19 protein-coding genes are annotated in these 17,561 nt (G+C 58.0%); 9 read left to right on the top strand and 10 right to left on the bottom strand.

Going from position 1 to position 17,561, the window contains the following annotated elements:
* Positions 1 to 8: 8 nt before the first annotated feature.
* The 7 genes from BM352_RS04105 to BM352_RS04075 form a co-directional block, all read right to left on the bottom strand.
* Positions 9 to 1,316 (bottom strand): M16 family metallopeptidase, encoded by a 1,308-nt coding sequence (locus tag BM352_RS04105; RefSeq protein WP_090212876.1) that lies wholly within the window; start codon positions 1,314 to 1,316, stop codon positions 9 to 11.
* The gene (locus tag BM352_RS04100; RefSeq protein WP_090212873.1) at positions 1,313 to 2,662 is read right to left on the bottom strand and encodes a M16 family metallopeptidase; all 1,350 of its coding nucleotides are present in this window, start codon (positions 2,660 to 2,662) and stop codon (positions 1,313 to 1,315) included. The genes BM352_RS04105 and BM352_RS04100 overlap by 4 nt, the downstream gene beginning before the upstream one ends.
* 81 nt (positions 2,663 to 2,743) lie before the next feature.
* A complete protein-coding gene (locus tag BM352_RS04095) occupies positions 2,744 to 3,262 on the bottom strand; it encodes a DUF3035 domain-containing protein (RefSeq protein ID WP_090212870.1) in 519 nt (172 codons plus the stop codon).
* Between the two features lie 69 nt (positions 3,263 to 3,331).
* Complete coding sequence (gene lspA, locus BM352_RS04090; RefSeq protein WP_090212868.1) at positions 3,332 to 3,811, bottom strand: signal peptidase II; 480 nt, start codon at positions 3,809 to 3,811, stop codon at positions 3,332 to 3,334.
* A gap of 2 nt (positions 3,812 to 3,813) precedes the next feature.
* Positions 3,814 to 5,400, bottom strand: a complete 1,587-nt coding sequence (gene purH, locus BM352_RS04085; protein ID WP_090212865.1) for a bifunctional phosphoribosylaminoimidazolecarboxamide formyltransferase/IMP cyclohydrolase — start codon at positions 5,398 to 5,400, stop codon at positions 3,814 to 3,816.
* A gap of 29 nt (positions 5,401 to 5,429) precedes the next feature.
* The gene (locus tag BM352_RS04080) at positions 5,430 to 7,178 is read right to left on the bottom strand and encodes a heparinase II/III family protein (RefSeq protein ID WP_245780907.1); all 1,749 of its coding nucleotides are present in this window, start codon (positions 7,176 to 7,178) and stop codon (positions 5,430 to 5,432) included.
* A 66-nt stretch (positions 7,179 to 7,244) separates the two neighbouring features.
* The gene (locus tag BM352_RS04075; protein WP_090212862.1) at positions 7,245 to 8,540 is read right to left on the bottom strand and encodes an RsmB/NOP family class I SAM-dependent RNA methyltransferase; all 1,296 of its coding nucleotides are present in this window, start codon (positions 8,538 to 8,540) and stop codon (positions 7,245 to 7,247) included.
* A 60-nt stretch (positions 8,541 to 8,600) separates the two neighbouring features.
* Here BM352_RS04075 and BM352_RS04070 point away from each other — a divergent pair, with 60 nt between their 5' ends.
* Complete coding sequence (locus BM352_RS04070) at positions 8,601 to 8,774, top strand: DUF1674 domain-containing protein (protein ID WP_090212860.1); 174 nt, start codon at positions 8,601 to 8,603, stop codon at positions 8,772 to 8,774.
* 9 nt (positions 8,775 to 8,783) lie between these two features.
* Here BM352_RS04070 and BM352_RS04065 read toward each other — a convergent pair whose 3' ends face one another.
* Entirely contained in the window at positions 8,784 to 9,143 is a 360-nt protein-coding gene (locus BM352_RS04065; protein ID WP_245780906.1) for a dihydrodipicolinate reductase, read from the bottom strand.
* Between the two features lie 313 nt (positions 9,144 to 9,456).
* On the opposite strand from BM352_RS04065, the gene BM352_RS04060 reads away from it, so the two are divergent.
* Positions 9,457 to 10,272 (top strand): class I SAM-dependent methyltransferase, encoded by an 816-nt coding sequence (locus BM352_RS04060; protein ID WP_090212858.1) that lies wholly within the window; start codon positions 9,457 to 9,459, stop codon positions 10,270 to 10,272.
* A 60-nt stretch (positions 10,273 to 10,332) separates the two neighbouring features.
* Here the strand turns inward: BM352_RS04060 and dapB are convergent, their stop codons facing one another.
* Positions 10,333 to 11,133: a 4-hydroxy-tetrahydrodipicolinate reductase gene (dapB, locus tag BM352_RS04055; protein WP_090212855.1), complete on the bottom strand. Its 801-nt coding sequence runs from the start codon at positions 11,131 to 11,133 to the stop codon at positions 10,333 to 10,335.
* 79 nt (positions 11,134 to 11,212) lie between these two features.
* Between dapB and rbfA the strand changes: the two genes are divergently transcribed.
* The 6 genes from rbfA to BM352_RS04025 all read left to right on the top strand — a co-directional run bounded on the left by rbfA (position 11,213) and on the right by BM352_RS04025 (position 15,454).
* On the top strand, positions 11,213 to 11,629 hold the full coding sequence (rbfA, locus tag BM352_RS04050) for a 30S ribosome-binding factor RbfA (RefSeq protein ID WP_090212852.1): 417 nt from the start codon (positions 11,213 to 11,215) through the stop codon (positions 11,627 to 11,629).
* Positions 11,613 to 12,347, top strand: coding sequence for a phosphodiester glycosidase family protein (locus BM352_RS04045; protein WP_342713540.1), 735 nt, complete (start codon positions 11,613 to 11,615; stop codon positions 12,345 to 12,347). The genes rbfA and BM352_RS04045 overlap by 17 nt, the downstream gene beginning before the upstream one ends.
* Before the next feature lie 63 nt (positions 12,348 to 12,410).
* The gene (gene truB / locus BM352_RS04040) at positions 12,411 to 13,325 is read left to right on the top strand and encodes a tRNA pseudouridine(55) synthase TruB (RefSeq protein WP_090212847.1); all 915 of its coding nucleotides are present in this window, start codon (positions 12,411 to 12,413) and stop codon (positions 13,323 to 13,325) included.
* Between the two features lie 180 nt (positions 13,326 to 13,505).
* Positions 13,506 to 13,973 carry a hypothetical protein gene (locus BM352_RS04035; RefSeq protein ID WP_090212845.1) on the top strand — a complete coding sequence of 156 codons (468 nt, stop codon included), beginning with the start codon at positions 13,506 to 13,508 and terminating at the stop codon, positions 13,971 to 13,973.
* A gap of 32 nt (positions 13,974 to 14,005) precedes the next feature.
* Entirely contained in the window at positions 14,006 to 14,530 is a 525-nt protein-coding gene (locus BM352_RS04030; protein ID WP_090219837.1) for a DUF1643 domain-containing protein, read from the top strand.
* Positions 14,531 to 14,545: 15 nt separating this feature from the next.
* Positions 14,546 to 15,454, top strand: a complete 909-nt coding sequence (locus BM352_RS04025) for an alpha/beta hydrolase (RefSeq protein WP_090212842.1) — start codon at positions 14,546 to 14,548, stop codon at positions 15,452 to 15,454.
* Positions 15,455 to 15,467: 13 nt separating this feature from the next.
* On the opposite strand, the gene BM352_RS04020 is transcribed toward BM352_RS04025, so the two are convergent.
* On the bottom strand, positions 15,468 to 16,676 hold the full coding sequence (locus BM352_RS04020; RefSeq protein ID WP_090212839.1) for a calcium-binding protein: 1,209 nt from the start codon (positions 16,674 to 16,676) through the stop codon (positions 15,468 to 15,470).
* Positions 16,677 to 17,043: 367 nt separating this feature from the next.
* Between BM352_RS04020 and rpsO the strand changes: the two genes are divergently transcribed.
* Positions 17,044 to 17,313, top strand: coding sequence for a 30S ribosomal protein S15 (gene rpsO, locus BM352_RS04010; protein ID WP_073145673.1), 270 nt, complete (start codon positions 17,044 to 17,046; stop codon positions 17,311 to 17,313).
* Positions 17,314 to 17,561: the final 248 nt, after the last annotated feature.

Below are 17,561 nucleotides of genomic sequence, written 5' to 3'. Positions count from 1 at the left end.
CGGCTTGGTTAGTTTGACGCCCCCAGACCAACGGGTTTCCCGACCACGACGAAGTGCAGGTTCTCCGGCTTCAACAGCCGTTTGGCCACGCGTTGAATGTCGTCCAGCGTGACAGCCTCGACCTTGGAATTTCGGGTATCGATGTAGTCCACGGGCAAGTCGTCAAATTGCATGGCAGCCAAAATATTGGCGATGCGCGCATTGCCGTCAAAGCGCAACGGATAGGCGCCCGTTAGATAGGTTTTGGCTGTCGCTAATTCTTCCTCTGTCAATCCGTTCTCGGCCATCTTCGCCCATTCGGCGCGTATCACCTCTATCGCCTCCGCAACGCTTTCGTTGGAAGACGACACCTGCCCCATCACTAGGTTCACGTGCTCACGCAGGACCAGATAGGAATAGACACCATATGTCAGCCCGCGCTTCTCCCGCACCTCATCCATCAGGCGCGATCCAAAGCCACCGGAGCCCAGCACTTGGTTCATCACAAATGCTGCGAAGAAATCTGGGTCAGTGCGTTCAATGCCGGAATGGCCGAAGATGGCGACCGATTGAGGCGTGTCATACGGCACGATCGTCTCGCCACCTGCCAACAGGAATGGCGCAGGGCCGGGCATCTCTGGCCCGTTTTGCGGTAGCGCCCCAAGCAGCTTATCCAAAACCAGACCCAGCTCCGCCGGTGTGATGTCACCAACAGCGCCGACGTAAACACGGTCACGGGTTAGCAGGTCCGCATGGGAAGCAATCAAATCTTCACGCGTCAGGGCCGACACTGTGTCAGCAGTGCCTTCCAGTTTGCTGGCGTAGGGGTGATCGCCATATGCCAACTCTGCAAAGGTCTTGCCTGCGATGTCATTGGTGTCTTCGGCATCTGACGCGATCATCGACAGGACCTGACCGCGAACGCGGTCGACGGCGTCTTGATCGAAGCGCGGTTCGTTCAGGGCTTTCCGAAGCAGTTCCAGCGATTCCTCGCGGTTCTCCGTAAGAAACTGCGCCGACACGGAAAAGCTGTCCGCTGACGCATCAAAATCATATTGCAATGCAAGCCCTTCGGCGGCGGCGGCGAATTCGGTCGAGGTCATCTCGCCCGCACCTTCATCCAACAGGCCAGACATCAAATAGGCTGCCCCACGCTTGCCCTCACGGTCCAAGGATGCGCCACCTTTGAAGCGGATCTCCAATGCGGTGAAGGGGATCGACGGCTCTTCAACCAGCCATGCCTTTATCCCGCCGGGTGATGTGACCTCTTTGATATCAATCGCAGCCGCGGGCAGTGCTATAAGGGCGAAACAGGCAGTAAGAACGACGCGGATCATTGGGAAACCTCCAGCTCGATTGGCTTGCGGAACCATCCGGTCACCGCCTTTTTGCGGTCGAACACCAGTCTCGCAGCGTCCATGATGTCGTTCTCGGTAACGGCCTCCAGAATAGCAGGCCATTGCTGCACGTCCTCGACGGTCAAGCCAGACGTAAGAGCCGCCCCGTATTGGCGACCAAGCGAGGCGACGGCATCCTGTTCGTAGATCAAGGATGCACGAATTTGCGACTTCACCCGCGCCAGTTGTTCGGCGTCTACACCGTCCTTCATGAACTGCGCGATCACCGCATCCATCTCATCTTCGGCTTGTTGTAAACTCAGACCAGGGGCAGGAACCACGAAGACTCCGAAGGTCGTGTCATCGTAGTTCACGCCAGAATAAAACGCAGAGCTATAGACCGCCTTGTTGCTGTTCACTTGGAGCGCTTGGCCCAGAACAGATGTTCGGCCACTTCCGCCAAGAATTTCAGCCAGCATAGTGAGAGCTGCTGCGGTTTCTTGATCGCCTGCATCACGCTCTGGCGCGGTGTACGAGCGAATGACATAAGGCTGCGCAACCCGCGTGTCTTCAAAAACGATGCGTCGCTCCGCCAACTGAGGCGGCTCCGCGGGGCGTACACGCTCTGTCAGCCCTTCGGTCGGTTTCAGCGGGCCATAGTGCTTTTGAGCCAAGGCTTCGACTTCGGCGGGGTCAACGTCACCTGCAACGATCAGGATCGCCGCATTGGGCGCATAGTATTTTTGGTAATACGCCAGCGCGTCCTCTCGGCTTAGCTCAGACGCCTCATGACGCCAGCCAATGATGGGGCGTCCATAGGGGTGGTTTAGATACTGGGCGGCGTTGCGCTGCTCACCGAACAATGCCCCCGGATCACTGTCGGTGCGCTGCGCACGCTCTTCCAGGATCACTTTGCGCTCTGTCTCCACATCTTCTTCTGTCAGGCGGATGTTGCGCATGCGATCCGCTTCCATCTGCATCATCAGATCAAGACGGTCAGCAGCAATCCGTTGGTGGTAGGCCGTGTAATCCCAAGAGGTGAATGCATTGTCCGATCCACCATTCGCTTCGACAACTGCAGAAAACTCGCCAGCCTCCATCTTCTCTGTCGCTTTGAACAGCAAATGCTCCAGAAAGTGGGCCACGCCGGAAACGCCAGGCTCTTCGTCAGCTGCACCCGCCTTGTACCACAGCATATGCACGACAACGGGCGCGCGGTGGTCCTCAAGAACGACGGCCTCAAGGCCATTGTCCAAAGTGAATGTGGTGATCTTTTCGGCCGCGCCCGCGGGAAGGGCCAAAAGGGCCGGAGCAAGCAGGCAAGCAATCAGACGGCGCATGAGCATCCCTTTAGCAGTTCAATTCTATAAAACATGGCATAGCTGGCGGCGAATTCAACATAGGCCACGCTATTGTGAGCGTTGTCGCTATTCAGCGCCTTCAGGCGGCGCGGAATTGGTCCGCACGCCAAGACGACGCAGCCGCTCAAGCTCAGCATACTGATCCAGAGACTGCTTGCGGTAGGCTTTGAAGTAAACGTTCACATTGAACACCCGCTCCAGAAGGCGGCCATCGTTCTTGCGGCGGAACTCAAGATCTTCGGTCGCCAGCGCACCACGGATATTTGGCGAAACGCCATAACGCGAAGCGTAGTTGACCAGTCCGCCGTCACTGATCCCGGCGTTCGGGTTGCCGCCAAGGGCCACGACGGCATCTTCCAAAGGCGTCACGTCGGTGCGGTTGACGCCGCCACGCGTGGGTTCGGGCAGTTCGGCATATGTATCAGGCAGCGTAAGGGGCTTGTTGGGCAGAACAGCAAACTCGTCTGGCCCACCCTCTTGGTTGGATTTTACGTTCAGCAGTTGCGGCTGCTTGTTGCGGTCGCACGCCGACAACGCCAATGCGGCGCAGACCATCCCACCGAGGATCATCGCTTTGCGTTGCATGAAAGGCCACTCCTGCTCATCTTTTGATGCCGTTTTAGCGCAATCCGTCGCGGGCGTCACGAGGGTTCTTTACGCTGACTTTTGCTCACCCTTTGTGTCATCGAACGCAATCAGCGCAAACGCCCCTGCAAAGATGCCTATATCAGCGATATTGAACGTGTAAGGGTTGTTGATACCACAACACGACATATTCAGGAAATCTGCCACGGCCCCGTAAATCACGCGGTCTACCGCATTGGCCAAGGCGCCGCCAATGATTGCGCCCGCCCCGATCTGGGTGACCAGACGGCCAAGATTGCGATTACCCCACCACAAAATCCATGTCGACACGACCAGCGCCAGCGCCACCAAAACGTAGCGCATTATCTCATGGCTGTCGCCGAACAGGCCGAAATTGATGCCGGTGTTCCACCCCATGCGGAAATTCAGCACAGGGGGAAGCACATCAATTGACAGCACGTTCTTGAGGTCCAGCCAATGGACCACAGCCCATTTGGAAAGCTGATCGACCCCGAAAACGGCCAGCGCGGAAAGAAGCATCACCCGCATGATCAGTGCCGGAAATGACGCATGCCGGTGAAGACCATCGCCAGCCCCAGCTCATCCGCCGCTGCGATCACTTCATCATCCCGCATGGAACCGCCCGGTTGGATCAACGCCGTTGCGCCTGCCTCAGCGGCGGTTTGCAGACCGTCAGCGAATGGGAAGAACGCATCTGATGCCACGGCGGACCCGACTGTACGCGGCTCTGGCAGCCCCAGAAGCTCCGCCACATCCAGTGCCTTGCGCGCGGCGATGCGAGAGCTGTCCACTCGGCTCATCTGCCCAGCACCGATGCCAACTGTCGCGCCATCTTTGACGTAAACAATCGCATTGGACTTCACATGTTTGGCCACGCGCCATGCGAAAAGCATGTCGGCAAGTTCCTGCTCAGTCGGTGCACGTTTGGTCACCACCTTCAGATCGCCTGCCATCACGCGCCCATTGTCTTTGTCTTGCACCAGCAAACCGCCGGACACTTGGCGAACCGTCAATGCAGCTGCTACCGGATCAGGCAGTCCGGCAGTTGTCAGCAGGCGCAGGTTCTTTTTCTTTGCGAAGATTGCGCGTGCGTCGTCATCTGCTCCGGGGGCAATGACCACCTCGGTGAAGATTCCGCTGATCGCTTCGGCAGTCGCCCCGTCAAGCGGCTGGTTCACCGCGATGATGCCCCCGAATGCCGATGTCTGGTCGCATTCGAACGCTTTGTTGTAGGCCTCGGCCACGGTCGCGCCGCGTGCCACGCCGCAAGGGTTTGCATGCTTGATTATGGCAACCGCTGGGCCGTCTTTCGGGTCAAACTCAGCGACCAATTCAAAGGCGGCGTCGGTGTCGTTGATATTGTTGTAGGACAGCTCTTTGCCCTGATGCTGTTGGGCCGTAGCCACACCAGGACGGGCGGAGCCATCGGTGTAGAACGCCGCCTGCTGGTGAGGGTTTTCGCCATAGCGCAGGGTTTGCGCGAGTGTGCCGGCGAACGATTTGCGGCGCGGTGTCTCACCCAAAGCACCAGCCATCCAGCCCGATACCGCAGTGTCATAGGCTGCGGTGCGAGAATATGCGGTCAGTGCCAAACGTTGGCGGAAGGCATAAGAGGTCGCGCCATTCTGCGCACCCATTTCAGTTAGCACCGCGTCGTAGTCCTGAACATCAGTCACCACGTTTACGAACTTATGGTTTTTCGCAGCAGACCGCAGCATCGCGGGGCCGCCAATGTCGATATTCTCAATGCAGGTCGCGTAATCTGCGCCTTTGGCCACGGTTTCTTCAAACGGATAGAGGTTCACCACCAGCAGATCGATCGCCCCAATTCCGTGCTCGGTCATGGAACCCACATGGCCCTCGTCGTCGCGCAATGCCAGAAGTCCACCGTGCACGATCGGATGCAACGTTTTTACGCGACCATCCATCATCTCTGGGAAGCCAGTTACCTCGGACACGTCCTTCACATCCAGCCCGGCGTCACGGATCGCCGCTGCAGTGCCGCCTGTCGATAGAAGCTCAACGCCGTGGCCCGCCAAGGCGCGGGCGAACTCAATCAGGCCGGATTTGTCGGAAACGGAAAGCAGCGCGCGGTGCACGGGAACGAGATCGGTCATAGTGGTCCTTAAAGCTCAAGCAGCGGAGGTCATTTCAGCGCCAGCTCTAGGTCCTCATCCACGTCACGCAAGTAAGACGGAGTGTCTTGCGCTTTCGCCAGAGACCAGCTGACCTGGCTCGCATACTCCATCACGCGCGAGGATAAAACGATCTGTTTGGACGCACGGGGCTTTAATCGCCCTTTTTCCAGATAAACGCTCGGCTCAATCGACATTTTTGCTGCCAAAGAGGGTCGGAAGACCCAAACTTCACCACTTTTCAAAGCCAGCGACACCGCGGTTCCCCCCATATCCAAGGACGCATCTACTTCTGGGTGCAGATGGAACCGTATGGAATACGGAACGCCCTGTAGGGAGATTTTGTCCATATGAGCTTCAAACTGAACGCGGCCCGGGTCAGACAATGCGGCCAGCGTATCCTCCCCCGTGACGCGGCTGCCGTCGAAACTGACCTCCATCTTGCGCACATGGGTGAGGCCGTATTCCCTACAATAGCTGTCGTGGCTTGCTACGATTTGGGATCCATCATCATTTGTGGTGCGATGCTCCGTGACTTTCTGCGGGCCTGAGGTCAGGAATTCCCCGTGTGGTTGGGCCGTAAGCTTGGCCGAGGAAACACCGTCAATGCACAAGGTGGAATGCGATGGGGTCGCCCGCCCTGCCCTGCGCCATTCAGCGCCGAACGGAGCACCCGACCCACAGTTTACGATCAAAGCACGGCGACCAGAGGTCAACTCGAACGCAAGTGTACTGGCATGTGCCGCGCGTGAAGAATTGAGCGCGGGCGGCGCGCTGACATCGGCGACAACAGTGGTGCGCCCGCCAGATAAACGCGCGAAGCCCATAGCCAACCCGTCGAGATGGGACGCCTTGACGCCGGAATAGGCCAGCGCGTGATCCAAACGGCCCTCTAGCCCGCGCCCACCCCCGTGAAATCGAGCCAGCCCGCCATCCGAGTGGCGCAAGGCCCGCAGAGTGGGGGCAATCCGCTCAATCGCCTCCAAATGTGCAGGCAATGGAGTGCGGCCAGCCTCGTTCAAGGCCGCAGCGGCCCAGGTCAGGAGGGTAAACACCTCCAGCAATTCCTCTGGATTGCGCGTCGGAATACCGCCCTCAGCATCAATCTGATCGGCACATTCGCGCGCCAACGCTTTGGTGGACGGGTCTGCGTATCGCTCCATGCCACCAAGGCTTAGCGACGCATAGAGCAACCCGGTCAACGCCTCGAACCGCGGCAACCCGCGTGAGGCAACAGCCCAGCGCCGCCCCAGATAGGCCGTCTGGTGAGCAAGTGACTTGTAGTAGATGTCATTGGCTTCAGGTGTCTGGCCGTTCATCAGGAACAGCGCATGGTTGATCCAGCGGATTAGGCGGCGCCCGGTCAGGTCAGGGGACCAACCAAGACCACGCCCGCTGCCAAATCGCTCAATCCATTCGTGAACCCAAGCCTGAGCCATCAGCCGCGAGGCTCTATCTCCGACAGAGGCAAGATCATCCAGCCATGTGAAGCCGTTCAACTCGGCCTCATACATTGTATCTGGCGGAGTAATCTCCCAAAGCGAGCGCCCTTCGGCCTGAACCAAATGACCGCCGAACTGGAAATTGCCCGCCGCAAGTTGCTTGCCTTTGGCGAACGACCCTATGGTGCGCGGCTCTGGTTGTGACACAAAGCCTGTTGCCTGCGCACGCATGGCGCTCAGCCGGGCATGCACCTTGTCCATAAACGTAAGATTGCGCTCCACCCCAAAGGATGGTGCGACTTTAGCCCCAATGCTCATATCACCGACTTTTCGTCTGCTTCTTTTGCCTGCGATTCTACGCGGGCATCGCAGAGCTGTCACCGATTATTCAGGCTTGCGTAGCGCAATCATGAAAAAACCGTCCATTCCGCCACGGTCCGACCAATAGCTTGGCGACAACCGCAAGCCGCCAACGCGGCTACGCCATTCAGGTTCAAGTCCTTTCATGTCCGGCTCGATCTCGGTCAATCCATGCCGCTCCATCGCGGTTTTGGCCTGACGTTCCCCTTCGTCGAACAGCAGCGAACAGGTGCAGAAGACCATACGTCCGCCGGGTTTCAGCAGGCTGACAGCCGTGTCGATCATATCGGATTGCAACGCAAACAACTCGTCCAGCTGCTTGCCGTCCTTGACATACGGCAGGTCAGGGTGACGCCGGATCGTGCCCGTAGCGGAACACGGGGCGTCCAACAGGATCGCGTCGTAGAGCACATCGTCCGGCACATTCAGCGCGTCCTCCACCATTAGTTTCGCGGTCAGGCCGGTGCGTTGCAAATTCTCTTCGACCCACGCCATTCGCTCAGCCGAGATGTCCAGCGCAGTGACGTCGGCTCCGGTCGCCGCCAATTGCATCGTTTTGCCGCCAGGGGCCGCGCACATATCAAGCACGGCCTCGCCCTTTTGGGCATTCAGCATACGGGCCGCGATGGCGGCCGAGGCGTCTTGAATCCACCACGCGCCTTCCGCAAATCCAGGAAGTTCAGTGACTTGCATGGAGCCGGTTCCCCGCAGGGAACCCGTCGGCAGCACTTCGGCGCCCAGTTGCTCAGCCCAATACTCTGCTTTTGTCTCGTCCCGAAGGGTGATGTCCAACGGGGCGCCTGCCAGATGCGCGGCTTCGATTGCTTGCACTGTTTCTTCGTCGAACAGATGCACGACGCGCGGGCGCAGCCATTTGGGCATCGGGGACGCAGGGATATCCGCCCACATCTGCGGGCCTTCGGTGGCAACCTTCCGCAACACTGCGTTCGCCAGTCCCGCCATGCGCGGCGAGCGGCCGGAGCGCTTCATCAGGTTCACCGCGCTATCAACCACGCCATGCGGCGCTTCGCCTTCGACGCACAATTCAACAACAGCGAGGCGCAAAATGTTCAGCGCCACCTCGGGCGGCATTTTTTCGACGAACTGCGAGATCACCACGTCGGCCCGACCCAGCTCGCGCAGCGTGGTCGTCGCCAACCGTTGCGCCCTTGCGCGGTCCGCAGGCTCCAACCGGTCCAGCACGCCGCTGCCCAGCAGAACCGAAAGCTGTTCCTTCTCCTCAAGCACACCGCGCAGCAGTTGAACTGCCGCACGTCTTGCGTGAAGGCCGGAAGGGGTTGTGGTCTCGTGTCGCGCCATACTTGTCTCCTTGCCCATGGGCCGTATATCAAGCGGAGGACCGGAACAAGGACGCGGGACATGACAGACAAGCAAGACCTGCCCCCAGAGGCCATTCGCGCGTTGGAAGAAGCCGCCGCGCGCAAGAAGGCCGAGAAAGATCTGAAACTGCCAAGCGAGCTTGGCGGCCGCGACGGGCCGGAACCCGTGCGCTACGGCGATTGGGAACGAAAAGGGATCGCGGTCGATTTCTAGGCCCGCGCCTTAACGCATCGTCAGGTCTGCAAAGCGACCCGTGCCTTTGTCGGATTGAAAGCGGATCACGTCCCCGTTCACGCGGACTTCTTGGCAATTCGGGCCAAGGTCCATGTCACCCCAGAACAAATCCCGGCAGAAATAGCCATCACGCCAGCTCCATTGGCCCTCTACCTTGCGCCCGTACGCCTTGCCTCCGATGCCTCCATCCGGCTGCACGGTGACGGATATTCCAAAGATCGTCAGGTCTTTTCCGCTGACAGTTCTCACGAATTCCGACTTGGTCGATATGCGGTCAAACGCAGCGGCCGGCAGCGCCATGCACGCCAGAAAGGCGGCAGCGTAGGGCGAAAGTCTAAGTGCAGTCATGGCGTCATTCTCCCAGTGGCTTTGGGAAAGATACGGCCCGTTGCGGGATTTGGATCAGTCGGGGGGAGAAGGCGGGGTTTGACCCGTAACGAAGACAAAGAGCCTTTTCGATTTGGCGATTGGGAAGGTATGGGAATTGCGGTCGATTTTTAGGCGAAGGGCCGCTTTGAGCCCAAACGGTCAACTTCGGCAGTATTCTCGAATGCCCGCTTAGTAGAACGAGTTGAAGCCACTCACTTTTGACTACCTGCGGCCAGAAGGCTTGCTTTTCGCATCAGCACCGTGCTTTTTTACTAAGAGCGGAAGAATTGCGATGAAGAAACGCCAATCAGACAACGCATACATACAAGCAAACCTCAGCGCTTGGGACGAGGTTGCCCCAATACATGCACGCCATAATCAATCCGAGTTACTGGAGCGCGTTTGCAGGCCGAGATTTTCGGTTCTGGATGACACAGCAACCGCACACTTGAAGCGCTTGGGAGTGAACGGGAAAAGCGTCGCTCAAGTGTGCTGCAACAACGGTGTCGAGTTACTGTCTTGCAAAACACTTGGGGCTGCTCGATGTGTTGGGTTTGATGGTGCACAAGGATTTGTCGATCAAGGTAACGATTTGGCCAAAGCCGCCGGAAAGGATGTGGAATTCGTATGTTGTGAAGCGCACGAAATACCAAGAGAATATCACTCCAGTTTTGACATTGTAATGATAACCATTGGTGTCTTGAGCTGGATGCCTGACATAGACAGGTTCTTCTCAAAGATAGAAAAGCTTCTCGCGCCAGATGGGGTAATCTTCATTTACGAGCATCACTCGATCTTAATGATGTTTGAACCGGGACATGCCGATGATCCAATCAATTGGGAGTTATCGTATTTTCGGAAAGAGGCCTACATCGACGATAGTGGCCTAGATTACTATGGCGGTGAGAGCTATCAAGCCACTCCAAACGCTTCTTTCAGTCACAAAATGTCAGACATAGTGATGGGAGGCATCAATTCAGGCCTAACTTTGGAATACTTTGAGGAACTGCCGAAACATATCTCGAATGCATGGTGGAACGTCGAACACTCTGGCATCGGCTTGCCGATGAGCTTTGTCATGGTGTTTAGAATAACCAACGAAGTTTAAGAGTAGCGGCTACTCGTAAACGTAAACCCAAAGACCGCTTCGTCCCGCATACCCGCTTCTCTAAAGCCCCAGCACATCCAGCATATCGTATTCGCCCGGACCTTTGCCCTGCCCCCACAGTGCGGCCTTCAGCGCCCCTCGGGCAAAGACCGCGCGGTCGGTTGCGAGGTGGCGCAGCACGATGCGCTCGCCATCGGCGGCGAAGATTACGTCGTGCTCTCCCACGATATCGCCACCACGAATGGCAGAGAAACCGATATCGCCGCGTTTGCGTGCGCCGGTGATGCCGTCGCGGCCGCTGTCTTTGACGTCATTCAGCGCCACGCCACGACCTTCTGCGGCAGCCTCGCCCAACATGAGCGCAGTCCCAGAGGGCGCGTCGACTTTGTGGCGGTGGTGCGCTTCGACAACCTCGATATCGTAGTCTTCATCCAAGGCAGCGGCGACTTTCTTGGTCAGCTGCACCAACAGGTTCACCCCAAGGCTCATGTTGCCAGCGCGCACAATCGGCGCGTGGCGGGCGGCGGCTTTGATTTTGGCCAGATCATCGTCGCTGAGACCCGTCGTGCCGATCACATGCACCGCGCGGGCCTGTGCTGCCAGTTCAGCCATGGCCACAGTCGCAGCGGGGGCGGTGAAATCAATGATCGCTTGCGCGTCTTTAACAACCTCGATGGCGTCGGACACCACAGGCACACCCATCTCGGTCTGGCCCATTGCGAGCCCTAGGTCCTGCCCGACCCACGGGTGGCCCTCACGCTCCGTCACACCGACCAAATGCGCGTGATCGGAGGCCTGAACGGTCTCGATCAACATCTGCCCCATGCGGCCCGATGCACCCGTAATAACGATGCCTGTCATTGCGAAACCCTCATATGTTATAGCCCGAAGGGTGTAGGACCTGTTGCAAGGGACTGGCAAGGGGCTTAAGTGCGAGACCATGGCAAAGAATTCAAAATTCGCGGGCGCTGGCCCATCGCAACGACAACTTCGCGTAGGCGAACTGATCCGGCGCACCCTGTCGGAAACACTGAGCCGTGGGGAGATTCACGACCCGGACCTGAACCGCATGTCGATCACAGTGAGCGAGGTGCGCGTCACGCCAGACCTGCGTATCGCTACGGCTTTTGTGCTGCCTTTGGGCGGCAAAGACAAAGAAGAGGCCTTGGCGGCGCTGGCGCGCAACAAGGGAGAGATCCGCCACCTGATTACCAAGCAGATGTCAGTGAAGCATTCGCCAGACATCCGCTTCATGCTCGACGATACATTCGACCGCATGGACGAGACCAACCGGCTTTTCGCCAGTGAGGCTGTGCGCCGAGATCTGGCCAAGGACGATGATGCGGGCGCGGATTAAAGCCGCAGCCCTAGCGCTCCTGTTCACCAGCCCAGCGCTGGCGGAGGGCTGCCGTGATCTGTCCCACCTTGGCGACAGCTACACAGTTTGCACAGTCGAGAACCCCTCCACGCTGAATCTGTGGCTCAGAGACAATGACGATCAGGTCGTCGGCGAGTTCTTCTCGCTTCGGGAAATGCTGGCTGAAGAGGGCAAGACCCTGACCTTTGCGATGAATGGCGGGATGTATCACGAGGATCGTCGCGCTGTCGGGCTGTTCATTTCCAGCTTTCAGGAACAGGCCCGACTTGTGACCCGCGAAGGTCCGGGCAATTTCGGGCTGCTTCCAAACGGCGTGTATTGCGTGGAAGACGGGACCGCACGTGTCATCGAAAGCCGAAAGTTTGCAGCCAAACCACCAGCGTGCCGCATTGCAACGCAATCAGGGCCGATGCTGGTCATCGACGGTGCGCTCCACCCGAGATTTACGCCCCAAAGCACCTCTCGCAAACGGCGCAACGGCGTCGGCGTAGACGGCAAGGGTAGGTCGCATTTTGTGATTTCGAACGGGATTGTACGCTTCCACGATATGGCGACACTGTTCCGCGACGTGCTCGACAGCCCGAACGCACTGTTTCTTGACGGCACCGTCTCGCGACTGTTTTCCAAACAGCTTGGCCGATCCGATGTTGGGCCCCGCATGGGGCCGATTATCGGGCAGGCTCTCCCGTCGCAATAAGCGGGGGATTGACGCGCGACCCCACGCGCAATAGCACCCGATCTTCGCAAGCAGGAGCACAGAATGGGACGCCGCAAAAAAGGTCGCGATATTTCCGGTTGGGTCGTCATCGACAAACCTGCCGGGATCACGTCCACCTCGGTCGTGAACAAAGTCCGCTGGGCTTTTGACGCCAAGAAGGCGGGCCATGCTGGCACTTTGGACCCCGACGCGACTGGCGTTTTGGCTGTGGCCCTTGGTGAGGCAACGAAAACCGTTCCTTTTGTCACCGACGCAATGAAAGCTTACCGCTTTACCGTGCGATTGGGCCAATCGACCAATACCGATGACGCAGAAGGCGAGGTTCTTGCGGAAAGCACCGACCGCCCATCTGACGATGATATCGTCGCGGCACTGCCAGCTTTGACGGGCGACATCATGCAGGTGCCACCACAATTCTCAGCGGTGAAGATCGACGGCCAGCGCGCCTACAAATTGGCCCGCGATGGGGAAGAGGTCGAGATCGCAGCGCGCCCACTGTTTGTTGAAAGCCTGATCCTTGTAGAACGCCCCGACGCAGATCACGTCACCTTAGAAATGGTGTGTGGCAAGGGCGGTTACGTGCGCTCCATCGCGCGCGATCTAGGGGAGATGTTGGGTTGCTACGGTCACGTCCGCGAGTTGCGGCGTGTTTGGTCCGGACCCTTCGACGTCGAGGATGGTGTAACGCTTGAAGAACTTGACGCAGTCGCCAAGACCGACGCCATCATGGAGTTCCTAGGGCCATTGGAAATCGGGCTTGTTGACCTTCCCGAGTTGCCAACAACCGAAAGCGGCGCGGTCAAGCTGCGCAACGGGAACCCCGGCTTGGTTATTGGATCTGGTGTTGAATACGGGGACGAAGCATGGGCGTCGCTGAATGGTAAAGCCGTCGCAGTTGGTCGCTACAAAGCGGGAGAATTGCACCCTTCGCGAGTGTTCAACACGCCCGACCTGTAACAATTCGGGCCGAGGCGCGCGCGATCTCACGCAGATGTGGGGCATTGTTTCACAGAAACACAGCTGAATGTTACAGTTAAGGTGCGTCAATCGAGCAAATCACGCGTTTGCGTGAGGCACCTGTTCATAAGTGCATCCAGGCTGCACAAAGAGTGCAACACATCAATTCTGGAGCACTTCATGCAGCGTCAAATTTGGACCATTCTTCTTGCCGGAGCCCTCGGCACTGTCGCTTTCGACCTTTTCGGCCAAGGGCTATCCCCAGCCTTCGGTTTCGCCAAGCTCGCCCCTGTCGGCCTTGCGACCGCCACGTTAAAAACGATTTTCGGTGCCGTCCCGAAGGGTGCAGGTGACATCATGCACGTCCTGACTGGCATGTTCGTTTATACCCTTGGGTACCTGCTGGTGGCCCGCCCAATCCAACGCAAGATCCTCCCGAACCTGCATTGGATGATTACTGCGACCGCATATGGCATCGGGCTTTGGGTCTTCGCCCTGTACTTCGTCGCCCATCTGATCGCTGGCAACGCGCCCTTCCTTGGGTTCACAGGGATCACTTGGGTCGCGTTCTGGGGGCACATTTTCTACGCACTGGTCGCCGTCTATGTGATCGAGCGCGGCCCGTTTTCGCAAAAGACCGAGGCTTGAACCAAACGTCACGGGCTGGCACAAACCAGCCCATGATCACCCGCACACATCTCAAAGGTGACGCTGCCTCGACAGCCGTTTATTCCGATTGCGAACGCTATCGCTATGCCCTGACACGGATTTGGGATGAAGGCGGCCAGAAAGTCTCGTTCGTGATGCTGAACCCGTCGACAGCAACAGAAGTGCAAAATGATCCGACGGTCGAGCGCTGTGAGCGTCGCGCCCGCGCGCTAGGGTACGGGTCATTCAGGGTTTGTAATATCTTTGCATGGCGCGACACCGACCCGTTCAAGATGCGCAAAGCCGCCGAACCTGTTGGTTCTGCCAATGACACAGCAATCACTGAAGCCTGCAATTGGGCGGACACGGTGATTGCAGCGTGGGGGACCCACGGAGCCCATCTGGACCGTGGGCCACAGGTCGAAGACCTGATGCGCGACACTGGTATGCCGCTTTACCACTTGGGCCTCAGCAAAGCCGGCCACCCCAAGCATCCGCTCTATATCGCCTACGCACAGCAGCCAGAGCTTTGGCTTTCGCCGGGCCCGCTCGCCTAGAAACGGATTAGCACAATGACCTCAGATAACTCCGCACTTCCAGGCTTCGCCCGACATGACGTCGTGACTGACGGCATCCGGCTTTCTGTCCATGTCGGTGGCAGCGGCCCGGCTTTGGTCCTGCTTCACGGGTATCCGCAAAACCACATGTGCTGGCTGAACATTGCACCGGTTCTGGCCGAGCATTTCACCTGCATCGTGCCGGACTTGCGCGGATATGGCGACAGTGACGCACCGTTCGACGACTGCCCTGACCACACGACTTATTCCAAGCGCCAGATGGCCTTGGATCTTGTGGGCATCCTTGACCATTTCGGCCACGAAAAGGCGCATGTGTTGGGCCATGATCGCGGGGGGCGTGTGGCATACCGATTTGCTTTGGACCATCCCGACAGGCTCAACCGACTGGGCATTATAGAAATTGTTCCCACAGGCGATTTTTGGAATGCCTGGTGCGCTGATCTGGCTCTGAAAGGGTATCACTGGACGTTCCTCGCCCAACCACACCCGCTGCCAGAGCATATGATCAACGCCGACCCAACAGCTTATATCGACCACACTTTGCGCAGCTGGACCAACGCGAAGTCACTGGACATCCTCCCCGCAGCCGCGCTGGAAAGTTACCGCGCGCAATCCCGTATACCCGAGCGCATCCATGCAATGTGTGCGGATTATCGCTCGGGGGCGACCTTTGACCGGAAGCTGGACGAAGCCGACCGCATTGCGGGCAAGAAAATTGCAGCGCCGCTTCGGTTTCTGTGGGCAGAGGGTGGGTTTCCAGGCCAAACAGGTGACCCCGCGCTGATCTGGCGCAACTGGGCCCTGGACGTCAGCGACAGCTCTTGCGTGAGTGGTCACTTTGTAATGGAAGAAAACCCCGAAGCAGTGCTTGACTGCTTCGGGGCCTTTTTCAGGTCAGATTAGACTTGCCGCAGGCTTAAGCTACTGCAGCCACCTCTGTTGGCTCGTTCGCAACAACCGGAGTTGCTTCAACAGATTCTTCAGCAGCCGCCACTGCAGCTGCCGCAGGAGCGTCAACAAAAAGCGAGTCGTCCAGAACAATGTCTTCAACCGCCAGATCGCCCGGCGTTTTGATGATCAAGACGACATTGCCGTCCATCGCAATGCTGGCCGAGCCGTCGGCGTTCGTCACCAGCGTCACTTCAGGCGCGTCGCCCAGTGTGCCGTCATAATGCAACTCGATCGTGTCTTCGGCAGGATCAAAGTCAGTCACAATGCCAGCTTCGCCCGGACGAACGATCGTGCCGGAAGCGAACGTATCCGCGCCCTCGCCGCCAGTGGCTGTATCGCCAGAGCCGATATAGATCACGTCGTCGCCTTCTGCACCAAACAGCATGTCCGCACCGTCAGCATCCAAAGGACCGAACTCGCCATCCGGATCGTAAGCGCCAAGCAGCAAATCATTGCCTTGACCGCCATTGATCAGGTCTTCACCTGCACCACCGGCAAGAATGTCATCGCCTAGGCCGCCACGAACGTCATCGTCACCGTCGTCGCCATTGACGAAGTCATTGCCTGCACCGCCAGCCAGAATGTCATTCCCCAAGCCGCCGTCGAGAGTATCGTCGCCGCCGTCACCTTCCAAAAGGTCGTCGCCATCACCGCCCAGAAGCACGTCAGCACCGCTGCCACCGTTCAACTGGTCATTGCCCTCACCGCCGTTCATCAGGTCGGCATCGCCGCCGCCACCAAGAATATCGTCCCCAGCACCGCCTAGCAGGATGTCGAGACCCGCACCGCCGATGAGCGTGTCGTTGCCTTCGCCGCCATCAAGGTTGTCATCTCCGGCGCCGCCGTTGATGAGATCATTACCGGCATCGCCCAGTATAGTGTCATTGCCGAAGCTGCCCCGCAGATCGTCATTGCCGTCGCCACCATTCACGGTGTCGTCGCCGCGACCCGCTGCGATAACGTCGTCGCCCTCAAGGCCCGAGATCACATCATCGCCCGCATGGCCTTCCATGATGTCGACGTCAATCGTGCCAGTCAGGATGTCGTCGTCATTGGTCCCAACAAGCCCTGTTGGCTCTGGTGGCTCAACCACAGTTTCACCGTCGTCAGAGTCGGAATCAAAGATTGCACTCAGCAAACCGACAAGAGCCAAAAGGCCTACAATTCCAATCATGATTTCACTCCCCAGGAACAATCAAAAACTTACTTTGTTAACACTATGTTAAGGTTTCGGTGGGCCGCCAGAGAAATCGCCATATTCTTGCCAAACTTCGGCCACAGTTAGGTCATTGTTTCCAAACCGCGAACAACGCTTCAATGGGTGCTCATTTGTGCCTCGATTCAGGGTTAAAAGCCGCTCTCTTCGGGCCGTGATGGCAGGGATTCCGTACCTTTCAGCAAGCGAAGATTCGGGCTTCCCTTTTTCAGCCAAACGACCTATACGCGCCCATCCGCCATTGAACTGGCCGGACACTCCATGGGCCTTGCTGGACGACATCCCGGCCTGCGCCATTCACACTAACCTTTAAAAGGAGACCCCGATGTCGATCACAGCTGAAGAAAAAGCACGCCTGATGAAGGAATTTGCAACCAAAGAGGGCGACACTGGTTCGCCTGAAGTTCAGGTTGCCATTCTGACCTCGCGCATCACCACCCTGACTGAGCACTTCAAAACCCACAAGAAAGACAACCACGGTCGTCGTGGTCTTTTGAAGATGGTTGCTCTGCGTCGTAAGCTTCTGGATTACACCAAAGGCAAAGACGAGGCACGTTACCAAGACCTCATCAAACGCCTCGGCATCCGTCGATAAGCGACGGTACGCGGAACCAGCGCTCCCTCGGGAGAGCATTTCCGCAGCCGACCAAGAGTTTCGTGAACGCCCGCCTTTTGGTGGGCGTTTTGCGTTTCCGGTTCCACCACCCGACACGAGAACCCAATCACAGATGGCTTCCGCAATCAGTCCGCGCCCAGCGTCTTGAACGCGAAGGTGCGCCGCAGCAAAACGCAACGTAATCATTGACCCAAGCCGCCGCGCCTTCTTGAATGGTTGCAGTCTAT

This window comes from Litoreibacter janthinus (assembly GCF_900111945.1).
GTDB classification, from domain to species: domain Bacteria; phylum Pseudomonadota; class Alphaproteobacteria; order Rhodobacterales; family Rhodobacteraceae; genus Litoreibacter; species Litoreibacter janthinus.
This window is presented reverse-complemented; position numbering and strand designations above follow the sequence as displayed.

Coding starts and splice junctions, on each gene's coding strand:
- lspA (WP_090212868.1), bottom strand. CDS start 3,811: ATGCGGGTGATGCTTCTTTCCGCGCTGGCCGTTTTCGGGGTCGATCAG.
- BM352_RS04075 (WP_090212862.1), bottom strand. CDS start 8,540: ATGGCGCGACACGAGACCACAACCCCTTCCGGCCTTCACGCAAGACGT.
- dapB (WP_090212855.1), bottom strand. CDS start 11,133: ATGACAGGCATCGTTATTACGGGTGCATCGGGCCGCATGGGGCAGATG.
- BM352_RS04060 (WP_090212858.1), top strand. CDS start 9,457: ATGAAGAAACGCCAATCAGACAACGCATACATACAAGCAAACCTCAGC.
- BM352_RS04100 (WP_090212873.1), bottom strand. CDS start 2,662: ATGCTCATGCGCCGTCTGATTGCTTGCCTGCTTGCTCCGGCCCTTTTG.
- BM352_RS04095 (WP_090212870.1), bottom strand. CDS start 3,262: ATGCAACGCAAAGCGATGATCCTCGGTGGGATGGTCTGCGCCGCATTG.
- rbfA (WP_090212852.1), top strand. CDS start 11,213: ATGGCAAAGAATTCAAAATTCGCGGGCGCTGGCCCATCGCAACGACAA.
- rpsO (WP_073145673.1), top strand. CDS start 17,044: ATGTCGATCACAGCTGAAGAAAAAGCACGCCTGATGAAGGAATTTGCA.
- BM352_RS04025 (WP_090212842.1), top strand. CDS start 14,546: ATGACCTCAGATAACTCCGCACTTCCAGGCTTCGCCCGACATGACGTC.
- BM352_RS04035 (WP_090212845.1), top strand. CDS start 13,506: ATGCAGCGTCAAATTTGGACCATTCTTCTTGCCGGAGCCCTCGGCACT.
- BM352_RS04030 (WP_090219837.1), top strand. CDS start 14,006: ATGATCACCCGCACACATCTCAAAGGTGACGCTGCCTCGACAGCCGTT.
- BM352_RS04080 (WP_245780907.1), bottom strand. CDS start 7,178: ATGAGCATTGGGGCTAAAGTCGCACCATCCTTTGGGGTGGAGCGCAAT.
- BM352_RS04105 (WP_090212876.1), bottom strand. CDS start 1,316: ATGATCCGCGTCGTTCTTACTGCCTGTTTCGCCCTTATAGCACTGCCC.
- truB (WP_090212847.1), top strand. CDS start 12,411: ATGGGACGCCGCAAAAAAGGTCGCGATATTTCCGGTTGGGTCGTCATC.
- BM352_RS04020 (WP_090212839.1), bottom strand. CDS start 16,676: ATGATTGGAATTGTAGGCCTTTTGGCTCTTGTCGGTTTGCTGAGTGCA.
- BM352_RS04045 (WP_342713540.1), top strand. CDS start 11,613: ATGCGGGCGCGGATTAAAGCCGCAGCCCTAGCGCTCCTGTTCACCAGC.
- BM352_RS04070 (WP_090212860.1), top strand. CDS start 8,601: ATGACAGACAAGCAAGACCTGCCCCCAGAGGCCATTCGCGCGTTGGAA.
- BM352_RS04065 (WP_245780906.1), bottom strand. CDS start 9,143: ATGACTGCACTTAGACTTTCGCCCTACGCTGCCGCCTTTCTGGCGTGC.
- purH (WP_090212865.1), bottom strand. CDS start 5,400: ATGACCGATCTCGTTCCCGTGCACCGCGCGCTGCTTTCCGTTTCCGAC.